Annotated in this window: 18 protein-coding genes and 1 pseudogene; 5 read left to right on the top strand and 14 right to left on the bottom strand. The window is 25.2% G+C overall.

Annotation, left to right across the window (positions count from 1 at the left end; translation table 11 throughout):
* Nucleotides 1-221 precede the first annotated feature (221 nt).
* Nucleotides 222-1454, top strand: coding sequence for a peptidase T (gene pepT / locus JG677_RS01580; RefSeq protein ID WP_200284830.1), 1233 nt, complete (start codon nucleotides 222-224; stop codon nucleotides 1452-1454).
* Nucleotides 1455-1472: 18 nt separating this feature from the next.
* On the opposite strand, the pseudogene dcuC reads toward pepT, so the two are convergent.
* The 3 genes and pseudogenes from dcuC to JG677_RS01565 all read right to left on the bottom strand — a co-directional run bounded on the left by dcuC (nucleotide 1473) and on the right by JG677_RS01565 (nucleotide 4335).
* A pseudogene (gene dcuC, locus JG677_RS01575) lies at nucleotides 1473-2775 on the bottom strand (C4-dicarboxylate transporter DcuC).
* An 8-nt stretch (nucleotides 2776-2783) separates the two neighbouring features.
* Nucleotides 2784-3488 (bottom strand): dipeptidase PepE, encoded by a 705-nt coding sequence (gene pepE / locus JG677_RS01570; RefSeq protein ID WP_200284827.1) that lies wholly within the window; start codon nucleotides 3486-3488, stop codon nucleotides 2784-2786.
* Nucleotides 3489-3582: 94 nt separating this feature from the next.
* On the bottom strand, nucleotides 3583-4335 hold the full coding sequence (locus JG677_RS01565) for an extracellular solute-binding protein (RefSeq protein ID WP_200284825.1): 753 nt from the start codon (nucleotides 4333-4335) through the stop codon (nucleotides 3583-3585).
* A gap of 142 nt (nucleotides 4336-4477) precedes the next feature.
* Here JG677_RS01565 and surE point away from each other — a divergent pair, with 142 nt between their 5' ends.
* The 4 genes from surE to blaOXA are packed head-to-tail and all read left to right on the top strand — an operon-like array spanning nucleotide 4478 to nucleotide 7077.
* A complete protein-coding gene (surE, locus tag JG677_RS01560; RefSeq protein WP_200284823.1) occupies nucleotides 4478-5251 on the top strand; it encodes a 5'/3'-nucleotidase SurE in 774 nt (257 codons plus the stop codon).
* Nucleotides 5248-5904, top strand: coding sequence for a tRNA threonylcarbamoyladenosine dehydratase (locus JG677_RS01555; RefSeq protein ID WP_200284821.1), 657 nt, complete (start codon nucleotides 5248-5250; stop codon nucleotides 5902-5904). Before surE ends, JG677_RS01555 begins: the two co-directional genes overlap by 4 nt.
* Entirely contained in the window at nucleotides 5888-6334 is a 447-nt protein-coding gene (locus JG677_RS01550) for a GNAT family N-acetyltransferase (protein WP_200284818.1), read from the top strand. The genes JG677_RS01555 and JG677_RS01550 overlap by 17 nt, the downstream gene beginning before the upstream one ends.
* Nucleotides 6334-7077, top strand: a complete 744-nt coding sequence (blaOXA, locus tag JG677_RS01545) for a class D beta-lactamase (protein ID WP_200284816.1) — start codon at nucleotides 6334-6336, stop codon at nucleotides 7075-7077. The genes JG677_RS01550 and blaOXA overlap by 1 nt, the downstream gene beginning before the upstream one ends.
* Here the strand turns inward: blaOXA and traT are convergent.
* The 11 genes from traT to JG677_RS01490 all read right to left on the bottom strand — a co-directional run bounded on the left by traT (nucleotide 7074) and on the right by JG677_RS01490 (nucleotide 16810).
* Nucleotides 7074-7856 (bottom strand): complement resistance protein TraT, encoded by a 783-nt coding sequence (gene traT / locus JG677_RS01540; RefSeq protein WP_200284814.1) that lies wholly within the window; start codon nucleotides 7854-7856, stop codon nucleotides 7074-7076. The genes blaOXA and traT overlap by 4 nt on opposite strands.
* Nucleotides 7857-8197: 341 nt before the next feature.
* Nucleotides 8198-9076: a sulfate/molybdate ABC transporter ATP-binding protein gene (locus JG677_RS01535; protein ID WP_200169887.1), complete on the bottom strand. Its 879-nt coding sequence runs from the start codon at nucleotides 9074-9076 to the stop codon at nucleotides 8198-8200.
* A complete protein-coding gene (gene modB / locus JG677_RS01530) occupies nucleotides 9073-9756 on the bottom strand; it encodes a molybdate ABC transporter permease subunit (RefSeq protein ID WP_200169886.1) in 684 nt (227 codons plus the stop codon). Before modB ends, JG677_RS01535 begins: the two co-directional genes overlap by 4 nt.
* Nucleotides 9757-10149, bottom strand: coding sequence for a TOBE domain-containing protein (locus JG677_RS01525; protein WP_200169885.1), 393 nt, complete (start codon nucleotides 10147-10149; stop codon nucleotides 9757-9759).
* The gene (gene modA / locus JG677_RS01520) at nucleotides 10146-10880 is read right to left on the bottom strand and encodes a molybdate ABC transporter substrate-binding protein (protein WP_200284812.1); all 735 of its coding nucleotides are present in this window, start codon (nucleotides 10878-10880) and stop codon (nucleotides 10146-10148) included. Before modA ends, JG677_RS01525 begins: the two co-directional genes overlap by 4 nt.
* 44 nt (nucleotides 10881-10924) lie before the next feature.
* Entirely contained in the window at nucleotides 10925-11614 is a 690-nt protein-coding gene (locus tag JG677_RS01515) for a methyltransferase domain-containing protein (protein WP_200284810.1), read from the bottom strand.
* Nucleotides 11611-12222 (bottom strand): pimeloyl-ACP methyl esterase BioG family protein, encoded by a 612-nt coding sequence (locus JG677_RS01510; protein WP_200284808.1) that lies wholly within the window; start codon nucleotides 12220-12222, stop codon nucleotides 11611-11613. The genes JG677_RS01515 and JG677_RS01510 overlap by 4 nt, the downstream gene beginning before the upstream one ends.
* Nucleotides 12219-13358: an aminotransferase class I/II-fold pyridoxal phosphate-dependent enzyme gene (locus tag JG677_RS01505; protein ID WP_200284806.1), complete on the bottom strand. Its 1140-nt coding sequence runs from the start codon at nucleotides 13356-13358 to the stop codon at nucleotides 12219-12221. Before JG677_RS01505 ends, JG677_RS01510 begins: the two co-directional genes overlap by 4 nt.
* 45 nt (nucleotides 13359-13403) lie before the next feature.
* Entirely contained in the window at nucleotides 13404-14600 is a 1197-nt protein-coding gene (locus tag JG677_RS01500) for a type II secretion system F family protein (RefSeq protein WP_200284804.1), read from the bottom strand.
* Entirely contained in the window at nucleotides 14597-16156 is a 1560-nt protein-coding gene (locus tag JG677_RS01495) for a GspE/PulE family protein (RefSeq protein ID WP_200284853.1), read from the bottom strand. Before JG677_RS01495 ends, JG677_RS01500 begins: the two co-directional genes overlap by 4 nt.
* Before the next feature lie 78 nt (nucleotides 16157-16234).
* The gene (locus JG677_RS01490; RefSeq protein WP_200284802.1) at nucleotides 16235-16810 is read right to left on the bottom strand and encodes a transformation system protein; all 576 of its coding nucleotides are present in this window, start codon (nucleotides 16808-16810) and stop codon (nucleotides 16235-16237) included.
* Between the last annotated feature and the right edge of the window lie 167 nt (nucleotides 16811-16977).

Here is a 16977-nt window from a genome sequence, read left to right as displayed (position 1 = left end):
AAAATTCTTTTAAAGGATTTAAATATTCACTTTCTAAATTAAAATATTTATTATTAATTTTATATTCTTTATCTTCATTTCTAAAATCAAAACTATAATTTTTATTATTTTAAGTAAAAATTTATTTTCAATATTGAAAATAAGTCTAATACATTTTAACTACTGATAAATTAAAATAATTATATATAATAAATCTTAAATAATATATTTAAGGATTCAATATGGACATAGTAGAAAGATTTATAAATTATACAAAAATCAATACTACAACCAATAAAGACAATGGTGCGATAGGAATTATGCCTTCAAATCCAAAAGAAATGGAACTAGCTATATTATTAGAACAGGAATTAAAAGAATTAGGCTTAAGTGAGATTAAAAGACGTGAAAATTCTATTACAACCGCAATTTTACCAGCAAACATTTCTAATGCACCAAGCATAGCATTTTTTGCTCATTTAGATACTAGTATGGAACAAACAAATGATACAAAAGCCAAAATTACACCTTATAAAGGTGGAGATATTTGCTTAAATAAAGACTTAAATATTTACCTTAAAGAAAGCGAATTTAAAGAACTAAAAAATTATATAGGAGATGAGATTATCCATACAGATGGCACAAGCTTACTAGGAGCTGATGATAAGGCAGCTATTGCTGCTATTATGGATTGTTTAGAGTTTTTTGTAAAAAATCCAGATCTTAAGCACGGCGATATAATAGTAGGATTTTTACCTGATGAAGAACAAGGTTTAAAAGGAGCAAAAGCTTTTGATATTAAAGAAATTAAAGCTGATTTTGGATATTGCTTAGATTGTTGTGGTATAGGAGAATTTATATATGAAAACTGGAATGCAGGAGATGCAGAAATAATCTTTAAAGGCATTTCAGCTCATCCTATGAATGCTAAAAACAAACTTGTAAATTCTTTAATCTTAGCTCATCAATTTATCTCTATGCTTCCACGAGGTGAAGTGCCTGAATATACAGAAAATAAAGAGGGATATTTTTGGGTAAAGGAATTAAAAGGAAATAGTTCAAAGACTATTTTAAAAATCGATGTGAGAGAATTTGATGATGAAAAATACAAACAAAGAATGCAATTTTTAAAAGATTTAAGCGATGCTTGTAAAAAACTTTGGGGAGATGAAAAAATTGATATAAAATTAAATGATAGATATAAAAATGTATTTAATTCTCTAAAAAATACAAATGCCTTGCCTATAAAACTAGCCTTAAAGGCTTATGAAAATTTAAATATCAAAGCAAAGATTATACCGATGCGTGGCGGATATGATGGAGCCATTTTATCACAAAAAGGCTTACCTTGCCCTAATATTTTTACAGGAGCGCATAATTTTCATTCCATTTATGAATATTTACCTGTAAAATCTTTAAAATCAGCTAGTAAAGTTTTGCAAGAAATTATCATTTTAGCAAGTAAAAATTCTTAAATTTATTATGCTTTAAAATTAAAGCATAATAAATGCTATTACAAAAAGAGAAATGACTGATCCTAAAGCTGTTCTTTTGACAATTTCTATGGTATTAGTTCCTGCTATAGCAGCAACTATAATATTTGCTGCTAAAATTGGAGACATTACACGCCCTAATACCCCTGCTATCGTAACCGCTGTTCCTAATTTTACCTGATCAAAGCCTAAAGTTGCAGCATGGATAGTAATTGACTCATTAAAAGCTATAGTGGGAGCATCACCAGATCCTGTAACTATAGCCATTAAAAAAGGTATAAAGGTTCCACCTATACTCACATAATGTTGTTCATTTTTTAAAAATTCAATCACCGCATCAATAGCTCCACATGCTTTAAGCCCAGCTACAAAAACACTTGCTGCTATGATAATACCTACAACATTAGCATAAGAGTTTCCCATACCACTAAAAAATTCTTTACAAATTTCACTTGGCTTACTCATTGTAATAAATATTGCTAAAATTGCTCCTAAAAGCATAGCTTCTGCAACACCAATCTTAGTGGTCCATTCTAAAAAAGGACTTAAAAATTGATATTTTGACAAATCACTTGCCCCAATAACCAAAATAACAATAGGTACTAAAGGCATTAAAGCATATAAAATATTTACTTTTTGTATCATTGTTTCATGATTATCTTGAGTTTTAACCTCATAAACAATACCTTTTGTATAATCTTTAAAAATTAAAGCCATAATGATTAAAGAGATGCAAACTATAATACCAGCAACTATAGCATTATTAAGCTGAACACCTATAACTTGAGGAACAGAAAAACCACTCATATTTGCCACAATACTATTATGAGAAGTTCCAGGACTTAAAACACCGCCTAAAGTTCCACTTACAACAGTAGTTGCAGCCATAGCAGGCTTAACACCTGATGCCATTAAAAGGGGGAAACGTTGCACCAACGGCTGCAGCACATCCTGCTGCTGAAGGAATTGCAATAGAAATAAAAAATGTAATGATAAAGGCTATAGGAATTAAGAAAAAACCTAAATTTTTCAAAGGTGCGGTAAGTAATCTTACTAAATGCACATCACACTTAGTAAATTTCATCACAAAAGCAAAACCCATACTAGCACAAATAGCTTTAAGTAAAGAAGCTTTAGTCATAGCTGTTGTAAAGGCATTTAAAGCATCAACAGGTTTTAAAGAAATTAAACAAAGAACAAAACCAACGCCAATTAAAACAGTTTTTGTTTCTACCTTTTTAATAAGTAAAATAATAGCTACTATTGTCCCTAAGATTGAGGCAAAAAGATAAAATGTTTGCATTTTAATCCTTAAAAATTATATTCTTGATTGAGTTCTAAAATTGTGCTTTTCATAGGATAGCTTAATTTAAGCACAGGATTATAGCCTATAATTTTTATTTTATTCCCTTGCACTCTTAAAGCTGAACCTTCAGGAATAGCATAAATTTCATCTTTAGGATTTGCTATTAAAAATTCTTCTAATCTCTCTTCTCTACTCTCTCCATTATGACCTTGAATTTTACCACTTATAAAATGAGGATTTATTTGATATGGAAAAACATTTAAGGCATCAAAACTTTTTGGCATAATTATTGGCATGTCATTAGTTGTTTTAATGCTTTTTCCAGCTATATTAGATCCTGCACTCCATCCTATATAACAAGCGCCATCTTGGATACGTTTTTTTAAAATTTCAAGTAAATCATATTCATAAAGCTTAGATAAAAGCATAAAAGTATTTCCACCACCCACTAAAAAAACTTTAGCCTTTAAGATTGCTTCTTTTAAATTTGCAAAATGATGTATTGAGGCAATATTGTTTTTATTTAAACTTTCTTTTACTTTTATTTCATATTCTTCATTACTTCTTCTCACTCCTGCATAAGGAATAAAAAGTATAGATTCATCCTTAATATCACATTCTTGTAAAAAATCTTCTATAAAAGATTTTGCATGTGTTAAATAGCCTGTATCCTTATAGCTAGAACTACTTAAAAGCAAAAGATTTAACATAAAAAATCCTTTAAAAATTTATAAAAAGCAATTATAGCAAAATGGCTTATCAAAAAAGGATTAAATCTATAAATAATTTTTTAATAGATGAAATTTATTCTTTCCATCCATATTTTTTAAAAATTTCTTTTGCTTCTTTAGAACTTAAAAAAGCGATAAAATCTTTTACTTCTTGATTTGAATTTTCTCTTGCAACAACATTAAAAGTTCTATATATAACTAAATCTTTTTCTATTTGCACTGCAGTTCCTATGTCTGGATTGCTTTTTGACCAATCAATCCAAGTTATCCAAGCATCTGCTTTATTTTCTGTAAAAAGTTTTTTAGCGCTTCCACTATTTGGAACAAAAGCTACAATATTTTTTCTAAAATCTTGTATCATTTTGATATTTTTAGTTCTTCCTATCATATCTTCCCAAACACCTGTTCCTGAAGTATTACTTTTACCCGCTCCTTCTGGAACAACAATTCTTACTTCTTTTTTAGCTAAATCTTTTAAACCTTTGATGTGTAGAGGATTTCCTTTTTGAGTTAAGATAATAGCTTCTCTAAAATATAGAGGTTTAATATCCTTTATATTAAATTCTTTATCAAAATCACTTGCTATAGCTAAAGCAGATTGATCTGAGGCTCCAAATAAAATATCAGCATCATTTTTTGCTTTTTCAAGCCAAGTTGCTTGAGGACCGAAATTAACATTTACTTTAATACCTGTTTTTTCTGTATATTTAGCTCCAACATCTTTTAAAGCTGTATGAGGACCTCCTGGACCATAAAGATTAATATCCGCATTAGCAACACTTAAAGCCAAAGCAACGGCACCAAATAAACTAATAATTTTTTTCATTCATTTCCTTTATAATTTTTGTATAGATTTTAATTGTAATAATAAAGTAATAACAAAAAGTAATTTAATTACAAAAAAGAGAGTTTTTATAAACTTAATGTTAAAATTAATCTTAAAAAATTTTTAAAGGTAAATTATTTTTATGAAAAGAATTTTAATTACCAATGATGATGGTTATGAAAGCAAAGGTTTAAAAAAACTTATAAAAATGCTTAAAAAAGAATTTAAAGCTAAAATTACTATAGTTGCTCCTTCTTGCGAAAAATCTGCTTGTGCTCATTCTATCACCCTTACAAAACCTCTTCGCTTTATTAAAATTAAAAAAAGATTTTACAAACTTGATGATGGCACTCCTGCTGATTGTATTTATTTAGCACTTCATACTTTATACAAAAAAAAATTACCTGATCTTGTAATTAGCGGGATAAATAAAGGGGCTAATGTAGGAGAAGATATTACTTATTCTGGAACTTGTGCAGGAGCTATGGAAGCAGTATTGCAAGGAATTCCAGCTATAGCACTTTCTCAATTTTATCAAAAAAACGAAGAACCTGACTATAAAAATGCCTTAAAAATAACCAAAAAACTTATAAAAAATATTTTTGATAAAGGTTTTCCATTAAGTAAAAAAGAATTTTTAAATATTAATTTTCCATCTTCAAAAATTTCATATAAAGGTTTAAAAATTTGTAAAGCAGGAAAAAGAGTTTATACCTATAAAGCTCATTCTAATACAAACCCTAGAGGAGTAAAATACTTTTGGCTTGCAAGCACAAATTTAGAACACGAAAAAGAAAAAAACAGCGATATAGTTCTTTTAAAACAAGGTTATGCAACCATTACTCCTATTATGCTTGATTTAACAGCATATAAAAAATTAAAAAACACCAAAAAATGGCTTAAAGGAAAAAAATGAATGATAGATTTACACGCATAAAATGGCTTTTAGGAGAAGAGAAATTCGAGCAATTTTCTAAAACAAAAATTTTAGTTTGTGGACTTGGTGGTGTAGGTGGTATATGTGTCGATACTCTTTTTCGAACAGGTTTTACAAATCTTACTTTAATTGATGCTGATCAATTTGAAATTACAAATCAAAACCGCCAACTTCATAGTGAATTTCTCAATGAACAAAAAGCAAAAGTATTTGAAAGAATTTACAATGCTAAAGGCATAGTAACAAAAATTGATGATACGTTTTTAAAAAATTTTGATTTAAGTGAATTTGATCTTATTATTGATGCTATTGATGATATACCTGCTAAAGTCGCTTTAGCTAATGCTATAAATTTTAAAAATCAAATATTTGTTTCTTCTACAGGTGGAGCTAGAAAACTTGATCCAACGCGTATTAAAACAGCAAGTATCTTTAAAACATATGGCGATGCTTTAGCAAAAAAATTTCGCTATGAACTAAGAAAATCAGGATTTAAAGGAGATTTTGAAGTAGTTTTCTCAGATGAAAATCCTAATTGCAAAAACCTTGGATCTTTTATGGGGGTTACAGCTTCATTTGGTTTAGCTTTAGCTTCTTTAGCTTTAAGGAAAATTCTTGATAAGAAAAGCTAGTATTAAAGATTTAAATACCTGTATAATACTTTTTAAACAAAGCGTAAAAACACTTTGTTTAAAAGACTATACACAAAAACAAATTAAAATGTGGATTAAAATTGATAAAGAAAAATGGGAAGAAAAATTTAAAAACAATGATGTTTTTATTTATGAAAAAGAAGGTAAAATTGCAAGTTTTATAAGTATAATAAATTGTCAAAAAATGCTTGATTTACTTTTTACTCATCCTAATTTTATCAAACAAGGTTTAGCACAGAATTTACTTGATTTTGCTTTAAAAAATTATTTATATAAAGAAATTTATACTTTTGCATCTTTAAGTGCTAAAGATTTTTTCTTAAAAAATAACTTTAAAATTGTAAGAGAAAATGAAGTTAAAAGAAATGATCAAATTTTAAAAAATTTTTTAATGAAAAAGGAAATTTAATGCGAAAAATTTGGCTTATGTTTTTATTTATTATTTTTTTAAAAGCAGAAAATTTACCTGATTTTTTTAAAGAGCAAAATACAAGTGGGGTTTTTATAATTTATGATGGCAAAAACTTTTTAAGCAATGATTTTAAAAGAGCCAATAAAGCTTTTTCTCCTGCTTCAACTTTTAAAATTTTTAATGCTTTAATTGCTTTAAATTTAAAAATAGTTAAAAACACAGAAGAAATTTTTTATCACTATAAAGGAGAAAAAGTTTTTTTAAAATCTTGGGCAAATGATGCAAATTTAAGCTCTGCTATGAAACGTTCTCAAGTAACAGCTTTTAAAGAACTTGCTAGAAAAATAGGCATTAAAAGAATGCAAGAAAATTTAAATTTATTAAATTATGGTAATAAAAAAATTTCTAAAATTGATAATTTTTGGCTAGACAATTCCTTAAAAATTAGTGCAAAAGAACAAGCTGTTTTACTTTTTAAACTAGCTAATTTAAAACTTGCTTATCCAAAAGCAATACAAGAAGAATTAATCAATATAATAAAATTAAAAGAAAATGACAATTTTATTCTTTATGGAAAAACAGGTTTTAATGATAAACAAAATATAGCTTGGAAAGTAGGTTTTATAAAAACAAAAAAACAAATTTACTCTTTTGCCTTAAATGTTGATATAAAAGATTTTAAAGATCTTAAAATAAGAGAAGAATTGCTAGAAAAATATCTAGCAATCATATCAAACTAAAATAACCCTGCAATTTGATTTGCAATTTTATCTTCTAAAATTGGTGTAGCTTCAGGAAGTTTAAGTCCTGTTTTTACAGCTTCTGCAAAAATAATAGTATTTTTTTCTATATATTTAGCTTCATAGGTTTGTTGTGTATTATTGATTTGATTTGAATTTAAATGTCCTACCTTATCACTGCGAACATTTCCACCAAAGCTATTTAAAAAACCTGAACTTTGAGAATCTCTTACATTAGCTTGTCCGCTAACATTACCATTAGAAGCTAAAACTTTACCATCTGCTTTTTGTTTAATATTAATATCAACTTGCATTTGATAAATAGTATCTTCTGTAAGCTTACCTAAAAGTCCTCCTGCTAAAGCACCGGCAGCACCGGCAGCAACCATACCTCCTGCGCCACCACCATTATAACCACTAATTGCTACACCTGTAGCACCTCCTGTAACGGCACCACCTGCTGCATTATTTTCTTGTTTTTTATCACAATATAAAATATTAGTACTTAAAATATAAGTTGCCTTATCGGGATCATCTACAATTTTATACCCTTTAGCTTCTAATACGCTTCTTAATTTAGGTTCTAAATTTACATTATGACCGCTTGTATTTTTAATATTTAAAAATACAACTCTTTTTTCCTTGGCTACAGGATCAAGAAAAATGCTTTGACTCATTGTTGCATTAGTTTGCAAAGTAGTTGTTAAACAACCTGTTAATAAGCTTGCTGCTAAAACACCACTTAATCCTGCCCTTAAAATAAATTTATTTATTTTCATTACTTTCCTTAAGGTATTATTTTGCTTTTGTGTTATTCTTAGTATAACTCATAAAACTTTCAAATTAATTATTTTAATAAAAGATTTGAGTTTTTATATGATTTTATGCAGATTTTCTTCTAAAATTTTACTTTAAAAAATAAATAGTCCTAAAAGCCTTTTTTAATTTAAATGAAATAATCTATATTAATTAGTTTTTTTATTTTTTAAAATAAGAATGATATTTAAAAAATAAAATTTTAATTTATATCAAAGATACAAATTATTGCAAAAAATAGAAACTATGAAATATGAAAATAAATTATTTTTACCAGCTTTCTAAAGAATTTTTTGATAAAACCTTAAATTTTTCCAACTATAATAGGATTAAAAGCTTTTATAGAAAGTATCAATGTATCACCTATTTTAATATCTTTATAATCTTTTAAAAATTCTTCCTCACTTAGAGTAATTTTTATAAGATCTTTATTAAGCAAAAGTGTTAAAATAACCAAAATATCACTTTTTTTAATATCAAGTAAGATAGCACTTAAACGCAATTTTGCACTAATATTTGAATGAGTAAAAAAATCTTTTGTGCTTATATCTTTTACTATCTTGCCTTCTTTTAATTCTAAAATTTGATCACTTAACTTATAAATTTCAGCCAAATTATGACTTACTAATAAAGTAGTAATTTTAAAATGATTTAAAATTTTACAAAGCTCATCTTGTAAAAAAGCTCTCATTTTAAAATCTAATGCACTCAAAGGCTCATCTAAAAGTAAAATTTTAGGATTCATTGCTAAAGCTCTTGCTAAAGCTACTCTTTGAGCTTGTCCTCCTGAAAGTTCTTTTGGATAAGATTTTTCAAACTCTTTTAAATTCATAAGTTCTAAAAGTTCATTTACTCTTGCTTTATCTTTAGTGGCAAAACAAAGATTTTCTTTAACATTCATATTGGGAAATAAAGCATAATCTTGAAACATAAAACCGATTTTTCTTTTTTGTATAGCTAAGTTAATATTTTTAGTACTATCAAAATAAATTTCATCATCTACTTTTAAATAACCAAAATCAGGCTTTATAAGCCCTGATATAATTTTTAATAAAGTTGTTTTTCCAGCTCCACTTTCTCCAAAAATAGCACTTATAGATCCTTTTTTAATATCAGCTTTAAATTCCAAATGAATATCTTTTTTGGAAGTTTTAATTGTATGCTTAATATTAATTTTTATCATAAATTAACCTGTGATATAAATTTTTTATTAATAAAATAAAGACTTAAAAGTATTAAAAAAGAAAAAATAAAAAGGGTAAAAGCGTATTGATGAGCCAAAGAATAATTTAATGCTTCAAGTTCATCATAAATAGCTATACTTGCAACTAAAGTTTCTCCTTTCTTATGCCCTCCTATCATCATTACAACACCAAATTCTCCTATAGTATGTGCAAAAGCCATAATAAAACCTGTAAAAATTCCCAATTTTGAATTAGGTAAAATCACCCTTAAAAAAGTAATAAATTTACTTTTTCCTAAAGTATAAGAAGCAAGGATTAAATTAGAATTTATAGAAGAAAAAGAACTTTGCAAAGGATTCACCATAAAAGGTAAAGAAAAAATCACAGAAGCCAAAACAAGACCTTCAAAGCTAAAAACTAAAGAGATATTAAAATATTCTTTTAAAAAATTTCCTAAAAAACTATTAGGCGAAAAAGTGATTAAAAGATAAAAGCCCAAAACACTAGGAGGTAAAATTAAAGGCATTGAAACCAAAACTTGAAAAATACTTTTAAATTTAAAATTTACAAAAGCAAAAAGATAAGCTAGAGCTATACCTATAAAAAATAAAATAAAACTTGTAATAAAAGCTAACTTAAAAGTAAGCCATAAAGTTTGTAAAAAATCATTATCAAACATTTAAGTTCTCAAAATTATATCGTTTGCTTTTACAAAACAAAGCTTTTCTTCATTTTCATTTAAATTCAACTCCTGTGCTTTTTTAGCACTAATAATAGAACTAATCAAAAAACCTTTAAAATCAAAAAATATATGCCAAAGAATTGCACCTTTTTTAATTCTTATAAGTTTTGCTTTAAAGACATTTTCTATACTGATTTTGGTATTTAACTCTCCAAAACTAAGCTCATGCTCTTTAAAAAGTAATTCTACACAAGAATTAGGTTTTAAATGATCTAAAGAATTAAAATCAAGCATTAAAACGTTAAAAATTTCATCTTTAACATCAAGTTTTATCATTGCAATATCATCTTTATAAAAGATATCAAGTACTTTTGCTTTTAAAATATTCATAAAGTATTAAAACCATATTTTTTAATAATTGTTTTTCCTTCATCACTTAAAACAAAATCACTAAATTTAAAAGCAAGATCCTTATCTTTTGCATATTTTGTAATTACAAATGATTGTTTTAAAGGAGTGTAAAGCTTACTATCTATAAAGGCAACTTTTCCTTTTGGATCTTTAGAAACCAAAGAGTAAGCAACCAAAGCAACATCTGCTACGCCACTATCAACGTACATTACAGGTTGAGAAATATTATCACCTAATATAATTTTATCTTTAAGAGCTTCATAAAGATTAAGATTTTTAAGAATTTCAATTGAAGCTACACCATAAGGAGCTAATTTTGGATTAGCTATGCTTAAGTGTTTGATTTCTTTTTTATCTAAATTTTTAATTCCATCTTTTAATAAATCTTCATTTAAAGAATAAAGCACAACAACACCTAATGCATAGATTTTTGGCGGTGTTAAAGCATTATTATCTTTTTGTATCTCTAATGCATATTTTTCATCAGCTGAAAAAAATAAATCAAATTCTCTACCCTGTTTTAAAAGTTGATAATACTTACCAGAAGCTCCAAAAACAAGATCTACTTCATTATTTGGATATTTTTTCAAAAACTCTTCTCTAATTTCACCCATTGCTTTAGAGGCACTTGATGCTACAAATACACTAATTTTTTCTGCATTTAGATTTAAAACACAAAAGAAAATAGCCAAAAAAATTATTCTTACCATTAATTCCCTTTTTTAAAAATTTAAAACATTATAACATAAAATTTTTATTTTATGTATTTTTTGCATAAAATAAAAATTGGGTGATAAGTTAAACAATTATGAAATTTTTGTTCAAATTCTTTTAAAAAATCTTTCCCTAAAAAATAATATCCCAAAGAATTTACTCCGCTAAGTTTTAAATGTTTAAAAACTTCTAAAGGAGTTTTAAATTCTAAAGTTTTAAACTCTTCTTTAATTTCAACATTTAAAAAATATTGTTTAAAAATTTGCTCTAATTCTAATACACTATAATACTTTAAAGAAAAACCCGTACTTTGAGTAATTTGCTCTAAATTTCTTTCTCCAAAAGTTGAAAGTAGTAAAATACCTTTTTCATCTAACATTTTACTAAGAATTGGCAAAATATGTTTTAAATCAAGCCATTGTAAAGTTGCATTGGAAATTATAAGATCAAATTTCTGCTCGCTTAAAGGATGAGAAGCAATTTCATTCATATCAAAAATTTCTACCTTAAAATCAACTCCATAATCTAAAATATCATTTTTAATATATTCATCAAAAGAAATAATTTTTTCAAGTTTTTGACTAAGTTCTGCCCTAGCACAGCCAAATTCAAATACTCTACGAAAATAATTTCTTTTTAAATTCAAAAGTTTTAAACAAAGCTTGTTAGCCATAAATTCTTGAACTTTAGCTTGTTCTTTATAAGCAACTTTAGGTTTTAAAAAATTCAAAATTCATCCCAAGATTTAAAATGAAAAAAAGAAAAATGAGGTTCATCTAAAAAAATCAAGGCTTTAAAACTATTTTTTAAAGCATTTTGCGGAAAAATTTCATCTTTTTCGCTTGAATAAATTTTATCCCAAATAAAATTATCTTCTTTGTTTTTTAGAGCAAATTCCAAAAGTTCTTTAAGTTCATTTTTTAAAGAATTTTCTTCTTTAAAGATAAAATCTTTAGCTAAATTTATTTTTTCTTTAAATAAAGATTGTTTAAAATTTTCTAAATTAAATTTTTTAATATTTTTATTAAAGATAATAGGATGAATACCTTTTATCTCATCTATGCCTAAATTAGTGCCATTAATAGCAATTTTTTTATCAAACTTATAATTTTTTAAAAATTTTGAAGCTACACAAACCCCCATAGAAAAAGCTATAAGAGTAATTTTATCAAAAACATTCAAATCAAATTTAAAACTTAAATCCTCATAATCAAAACACATTAAAACATTTTTACTTGATTTTAAATGCGAAAAATGACTAGGATGAGAAGCAAAACCTCCAAAAAATAAAATCAACTCATTTGAATGTGAATTTTGATGTAAAAATTCATATTTCATAAAATATTTATTATCCTTTCAATATCATCCAATCTTAAGCCCGCGTGTAAAGAAAAACGAATTCTAGCAGTATTTTTTGGCACAGTAGGCTCTTTAATAGCAGGAGCAAAAAAACCTTGATTTTCTAAAATTTGAGCAATATTTAAAGCCTTAAGATTATCACCTAAAACTAAAGAAATAATATACGCATCCCCTAAAATTTCATATTTTTTTTGTGCAAATTTTTCTTTGAAAAGAAAAGCTAAATTATGTAAATTTTCTCTTTTTTCTTTAAATTCTTTCATTTTTTTAAAAATAAAAAGAGTAAAAGCCACATTAATAGGTGCTAAAGCTGTAGAATAAATAAAAGCTCTAGCTTTATTGATAAAAAAATCCTTAAATTCTTTATGTGTTATAATACAAGCCCCCATTGAAGCTACAGCTTTGCCAAAAGTAAAAACTAAGAAATCTATCTCTTTATCAAATCCCAAATGTTTAACTAATCCCAAACCATTATCATTAAAACAACCTACACTATGAGCTTCATCTATATAAAGTTTGATTTTTTTATAGCGTTGTTTTAAAGCACATAAAGCTTTTAAATCGCTAAAATCTCCATCCATACTAAATAAAGCTTCACTTAAAATAATAATATTGTCATATTTATCATAATGAATTTGTATTAAATTTTCTAAAGCTTTTATATCCTTATGTTTAAATCTAAAAAAATGTGCTTTTCCAAGCAAAAGACCATCTACCATACTTGCGTGGATAAATTTATCTGCTAAAAAAAGTGTTTTAGGCACACTTGCAAGAGCAGCTATGCAAGATAAATTCAAATGATAACCACTATTAAAATGTAAAACTTCAAATCCTTGAAATTGCATTTTTAGATATTCTTCAAATTCTTCATAAATTTCAAAATTTCCACTTAAACTTCTTGAGCTTGAACTAGAAAAATACTTATATTTTTCTTTTAAATTATCTAAAAATTCTTCTATTAAATTTTTATCATAAGATAAAGCCAAATAATCATTTGACGCTAAATTTAAGAGTTTTTTTCCTTCTTTATAAACAAAACAATTATCGTGTTTTAAATGAGATAAAACTCTAAAATTATGATTTTGTTTAAGAGTGGTAAAAATATCATCAAGCATTTTGTTCCCTAAAATCTAAAAATTAAATTATATCTTATTTAACTCTTAAAAAGAGTGAATATTATTAATTTCCCACAAAGGCAAAAATATACCCAAGGCTAATAAAAGCACTAAACAAGCTACAAATAAAGTCATAAAAGGCTCTATCAAACTTAATATTTTTTCCATTATGTTTTCTTGTTTAGTTTCATAAAATAAAGCAATTTGCTCACTTAAAATATCAAGTTTAGAACTTTTCATAGCAATATTTAACATAGAAATAACCAAAGGATCAAAAATTTTAACCCTTCTAAAAGCTTCGCTTAATTCTAAACCTTGCTCGAGTAAAGATAAAATTTGAGTTAATTTATTTTTTAAAAATTCATTTTTTACTCCAAAAATAGCAAATTCTAAAGCTTTATTTAAAGAAATTCCACTTTTTAAAAGTAAAGAAAAAACACTAAAAAAATGATAATTTTGATAATATAAAATAAGTTTGGAAATAATTGGAATTTTAAGAAAAAAATAATCACTCATTAAAGTAAAAAAATAAAATTTTTTATAAAAAATCACAAATAAACACATAAATATAAAAACTAAAACTAAAATAAGAAAAAAATAAGAATGTAAAAAATCATAAGTTTGAAGTAAAATTTGCGTGATTAAAGGAAGTTTTATATTAAAATTATCAAATAAATCTTTAAATTCCGGAATAACAAATAAAATTAAAAAGATAAAAGAAATAAAAATAGATATTAACACTATTAAAGGATATCTAATTGACTTGGTAAAAGATTTTTTTGCTTTTGTGATTTTTTGTCTTATTAAAACAATTTGATTGAAAATATAAGAAAGTTTTCCAGTATTTTCAGCTAATTTTATAAGAGCTAATTCACTATGACTTAAGTTAAAATGAGAATTTTTAAAAGCCTCACTTAAGCTTTGTCCTAAATTTAAATTTTCATCTATAGTTTTTATTGTTTTTTTAAGTTCTTTTTTAAAAGAACTTTTTTCAAGCTCCGCTAAAGCCTCTAAAACACTCAAACCTGCTTCAAGTAAAAAAGAAAATTCTTTAAAAAATAAAATAAAATCTTGGTTTGAAATTTTAAAAAAACTAAAACTTTCTTTTTTGAGTTCTGTTAGCTCTAAGATATTTAAATTTTGTTTTAAGGCCAAAGATTGAGCTGTATTAAGATTTTTAGCTTTAATTATTTTTTTAGCTTTTACTCCATTTTTCAAAAAGCTAAGCTCATAAACTTTCATCCTAAAACTCTTATAATCTCATTTAAACTTATAAGACCTTCTTTAGCCTTTTCTAGAGCATTTTCAAACATATTTTTAAAGCCATTATTTCTTGCACATTCTAAAATTTGTTTTTCTCCTTTATTCATTCTAATAAGTTCTTTTATATCATCATTTATATCTAAAACCTCAACAACCATTTGTCTTCCAAAAAAACCACTATAATTACAATATTCACAACCCTTGCTTTCATAAAAAATACCATCAAATTCTTTATATTTTTTATCACTTTGTCTTTTACAATAAGGACAAAGTTTTCTAAGTAGTCTTTGAGCAATAATTAAATTTAGACTAGAGGCTAAAAGATAAGGTTTTACATTCATATCTATTAAACGCGTAAGAGTTGAAATAGCATTATTTGTATGCAAAGTGCTTAAAATTAAATGTCCAGTTAAAGCTGATTTAATAGCTATGTCAAGACTTTGCTCATCTCTAATCTCACCTATCATAATAATATCAGGATCTTGTCTTAAAATAGACCTTAAAGCATTATGAAAATCAAGTCCTGCTTTAGGATTTAATAAAATTTGCTGGACAAGAGACATTTTGTATTCGATAGGATCTTCAATAGTAATGATCTTTTTTTCTATGGACTTAATTTCATTTAAACAAGCATATAAAGTAGTGCTTTTTCCACTCCCAGTAGGACCAGTTAATAAAATCATACCATGTGGAAAATTAATATTTTTATGAAGTAGTGCTAATTCTAATTTATTAAAACCCAAATTATTAAGATCTAATAAATTTAAATCGTGTTTTAAAACTCTTATAACAACACTTTCTCCATACATTAAAGGAAGAGTTGAAATTCTAAAATCATAATGCTCTTTATCAATTTCAAACTCAAAATTTCCATCTTGAGCTTTTCTAAATTCTGCTACATTTAAATTAGCTAAAAATTTGATATAAAAAACTAAAGCCTGATAAATCTCTTTATCTAAAATACAAAAATAATTAAGCATTCCATCGATACGAAATCTTATTAAAGCATCTTTTTCCCTTGCTTCTATATGTATATCACTGGCACAAAATTTAATAGATTCATAAATTAAAAAATCAAAAATCTGATTAATAGAACTTTTATCATCTTTTTTTAGATTATTAGCTAATTCTTCTTTTAATTTTAAGCTTAATTCTTGAAGGCGTGCTAAAACTTTAAGTTTTTGCAATTTAGCTTTTAATTCAATGTGATTAACTAAAATATTTTTTACAAATTTATCTTTAAAAAATCTCTGAATTTTTTCTAAAACTTCTAACGAACAAGGTTTAAAAGAAGCTATATAAATAAATTTATCATCTATTTTAAAAGGTAAAATTTGATAATTTAATAAAATTTCATAAGAAAGCGATACTTTAAGCTTATCATCAAATTCTTTCCATTCAAAAAAATCAAGATTATAAAAATTAGCCAAAGATTTTAAAAAATCATTATAATCTATATTCAAATTTAAACAAAGCTCATCAATGCTAATTTCATCTTTTACATAAGAATTAAATAAAAATTCTTTAAATTTAATATTTTCAAAATCCAAATTCTCTTCTTTAAAACCCAATAGTTTTAATTTTTCTAAAAATTCTTTTTCCAAATATAAGTCCTAAAATTTATCAACTTCTATTTCATAATAAAATTTATAAGTTTCTAAAGCTCTTTTTGCCTCATCATTTTCACCTAAAGCTTCCTTAGCCTTAATAAATAAAAACCAAGGTTCTTTATGATTTTTATCTATCTCATTTGCCTTTAAAGACCAAAAAATAGATTTTTCATAATCTTTGTTTTGATAATACATTTTTGATAAAAGTAAAGCTTTGTCAAAACTAGGAGATTTGTAAAATTCATTTTTTAAAACTGATAAATTGTAAATCATAGATGAAATTTCAAATTGCAATTCTTGTTTCATTTCAAATTGATTTAAATTTGTTTCTCGAAGTTTTTCTTTAATAATTTTATTTTTTTCTTCTTGTATTTTAGCTTTTTGAAGTTTTGATACTAAATCTTGTTTTTCTTTTAATACTTGTTTTAATAAAACTTCTTTTTTTTGAATTTCATTAAAAATAAAATAAGAACAAAATATTAAAGATAAACAAAATATTAAAGATAAAAAATACTTCAAATATTTTTTAATTAAGAATTTTTTATATTCTAATTCAAGTTTTTTTACACGCTCTTGCATTTTAACCTAACAAATTATTTTCAAACAGGCTAAGCTTTAAAAGATAATTTTCTTTTTTACTATTTTTAAAGAAATTTTTAAATTCTTTAAAACTTTTAATTACTTTATCAATATTTCTTAAATTAGCACTATAATATTTTTTTATCAGTTTAAGATCGCTTTTGCAC

The organism is Campylobacter sp. TTU-622, assembly GCF_016598965.1.
GTDB lineage: Bacteria > Campylobacterota > Campylobacteria > Campylobacterales > Campylobacteraceae > Campylobacter_D.
The sequence above is the reverse complement of the archived record's forward strand: the minus strand, read 5'-3'. Positions and strand labels throughout refer to the sequence as shown.

Bases quoted from the DNA above. Each gene is read 5' to 3' on its own strand.
- pepT (WP_200284830.1), top strand. From the start codon at position 222: ATGGACATAGTAGAAAGATTTATAAATTATACAAAAATCAATACTACA.
- pepE (WP_200284827.1), bottom strand. From the start codon at position 3,488: ATGTTAAATCTTTTGCTTTTAAGTAGTTCTAGCTATAAGGATACAGGC.
- JG677_RS01565 (WP_200284825.1), bottom strand. From the start codon at position 4,335: ATGAAAAAAATTATTAGTTTATTTGGTGCCGTTGCTTTGGCTTTAAGT.
- surE (WP_200284823.1), top strand. From the start codon at position 4,478: ATGAAAAGAATTTTAATTACCAATGATGATGGTTATGAAAGCAAAGGT.
- JG677_RS01555 (WP_200284821.1), top strand. From the start codon at position 5,248: ATGAATGATAGATTTACACGCATAAAATGGCTTTTAGGAGAAGAGAAA.
- blaOXA (WP_200284816.1), top strand. From the start codon at position 6,334: ATGCGAAAAATTTGGCTTATGTTTTTATTTATTATTTTTTTAAAAGCA.
- traT (WP_200284814.1), bottom strand. From the start codon at position 7,856: ATGAAAATAAATAAATTTATTTTAAGGGCAGGATTAAGTGGTGTTTTA.
- JG677_RS01535 (WP_200169887.1), bottom strand. From the start codon at position 9,076: ATGATAAAAATTAATATTAAGCATACAATTAAAACTTCCAAAAAAGAT.
- modB (WP_200169886.1), bottom strand. From the start codon at position 9,756: ATGTTTGATAATGATTTTTTACAAACTTTATGGCTTACTTTTAAGTTA.
- JG677_RS01525 (WP_200169885.1), bottom strand. From the start codon at position 10,149: ATGAATATTTTAAAAGCAAAAGTACTTGATATCTTTTATAAAGATGAT.
- modA (WP_200284812.1), bottom strand. From the start codon at position 10,880: ATGGTAAGAATAATTTTTTTGGCTATTTTCTTTTGTGTTTTAAATCTA.
- JG677_RS01510 (WP_200284808.1), bottom strand. From the start codon at position 12,222: ATGAAATATGAATTTTTACATCAAAATTCACATTCAAATGAGTTGATT.
- JG677_RS01505 (WP_200284806.1), bottom strand. From the start codon at position 13,358: ATGCTTGATGATATTTTTACCACTCTTAAACAAAATCATAATTTTAGA.
- JG677_RS01500 (WP_200284804.1), bottom strand. From the start codon at position 14,600: ATGAAAGTTTATGAGCTTAGCTTTTTGAAAAATGGAGTAAAAGCTAAA.
- JG677_RS01490 (WP_200284802.1), bottom strand. From the start codon at position 16,810: ATGCAAGAGCGTGTAAAAAAACTTGAATTAGAATATAAAAAATTCTTA.